Below are 1,836 nucleotides of genomic sequence, written 5' to 3'. Positions count from 1 at the left end.
CTTCTAATGATAATCGCTTGTAGGTTTTTTTCATAATTCAACAAAGATAAAATTTATCATTTGTTGCGTTAGGTTATTGAATTCTCCAAAATGGCGAAATATATATTATAACGTGTCGCGGCTTGCAGAAGTGGCGAACTTCGTGACCGATTATTTTCGGCTAAGATAAAAGTTATTGCGGAAGATAAACGTGAATTTACCACATATTTCGCCATTTATGCAAACCGCTGTTATGGGCTGTGATTTTTTTTTATGTTCAATAGTTACATTCCAACTTTCAATTTTCTGCTTTTCAAGTTTCAGTTTTTCGGTTCTAATTTTCGCACTTCTGTTTTTCAAATTTATGCTTTTCGATTCCAACTTTCAAGTTTCTGCTTTTCGGTTCTAACTTTCACGCTTCTTTTTTTTCAATTTTCTACTTGTCGATTCCAATTTTCAAGTTTCTGCTTTTCGATTCCAACTTTCACGGCTTCGCACTTCTGAATCACATTTTTTAATAATTTCGAGATTAAACATCAAAAAAACGTCAGCGTAAATTCCACCGGAATTTTCATAGATCATAGCCCATAACGTGTCGCGGCTTGCAGAAGTGGCGAACTTCGTGACCGATTATTTTCGGCTAAGATAAAATATCTTGCGAAAGACAAACGTGAATTTACCACATATTTCGCCATTTTTGCAAACCGCTGTTGGCAGATGTTTTTTTTATAGTTCGTTAAAGTCATTTGGAATACAGGCATTTGCAAACAATTCTCCAAACTCCATTAATCTTCTTTCACTATTTATAAATACTCCTATTTGTTTTTTTGTTACTTCGTCATAAATAGCTTCTTGTTGACCAACTTGCCAGGTTCCAGCAAGATTTAAACTATTTAGATGATCCATATTCATCCAAATATTTTGTGGGAAATCAAGCTTTTCCATTGGGAATTCCTCGAAAAGAGTTTCTTTATTTATAAAACGATTTTTCTCCTCAACATAATCTGATTTCTGTTTTATTTCGTAATTTTTCTGCTTTAGATAAAACAAGATTACCGCTTCATCTCTACTTAATTGTTTGATTATACTTGGAAATGCTGGATGAGCTAAATCTTGTTTAGATTTGTCAATGGATAAAGCTAAAAGATTTACAAAGAATTCACTTAGTAAAGTATTTTCATATGTCAAACTTAAACCTTCAAGTGTCGGAATTACAATTTGAGGATGACCTTCGATTAAGTTTTCTTTATCAACTCTTTCTGAAACTTTTTCCAAATATCTTTCCCATCTGTCATGTTGTTTTGATAAATATTCAAATGGAGCAAGTAAAAATCTTGATGTTTTCGCAACACTTTCAAGTGATTTTCCGATTTGCTTCATCGCAGGACTTAAAGCATCTTCATATACTTTGTCAACAGGAATTAAACTCTTTATTTCATCTTGTATCATAATTTTCTGTCTTTTCCGTTAAAATATCTGCCAACGTGTCGCGGCTTGCAAAAGTGGCGAACTTCGTAACCGATTATTTTCGGCTAAGATAAAATTTATTGCGAAAGATAAACGTGAATTTACCACATATTTCGCCATTTATGCAAACCGCTGTTATAATATGTATTTTTCAGCACAAAATTTCGTCGTTATTCAATTTTTCACCGCAATACTTTTGGCTACAAACTGCATCACTTTAATTGAACCAAAATACTTTCGGCTTAATGAATTCATCAAAATCTATTTCGAAGCAAACTGCATCACTTTAATTTATCCAAAATACTTTCGGCTAAATGAATTCGCCACAATATTTTTCGACGCAAACTGCATCACTTTAATTTAACCAAAATACTTTCGGCTTAACGATTT

At 32.7% G+C, this 1,836-nt stretch carries 1 protein-coding gene; it reads right to left on the bottom strand.

Annotated features, from left to right (window positions below; genetic code table 11):
• Positions 1-705 precede the first annotated feature (705 nt).
• Complete coding sequence (locus HNP99_RS17560; protein ID WP_173854754.1) at positions 706-1,428, bottom strand: DUF4393 domain-containing protein; 723 nt, start codon at positions 1,426-1,428, stop codon at positions 706-708.
• Positions 1,429-1,836: the final 408 nt, after the last annotated feature.

Source organism: Flavobacterium gelidicaeli (genome assembly GCF_013294005.1).
Lineage (GTDB): Bacteria > Bacteroidota > Bacteroidia > Flavobacteriales > Flavobacteriaceae > Flavobacterium.
This window is presented reverse-complemented; position numbering and strand designations above follow the sequence as displayed.

Excerpts from the sequence above, each read along its gene's own strand:
- HNP99_RS17560 (WP_173854754.1), bottom strand. The coding sequence starts at position 1,428 with ATGATACAAGATGAAATAAAGAGTTTAATTCCTGTTGACAAAGTATAT.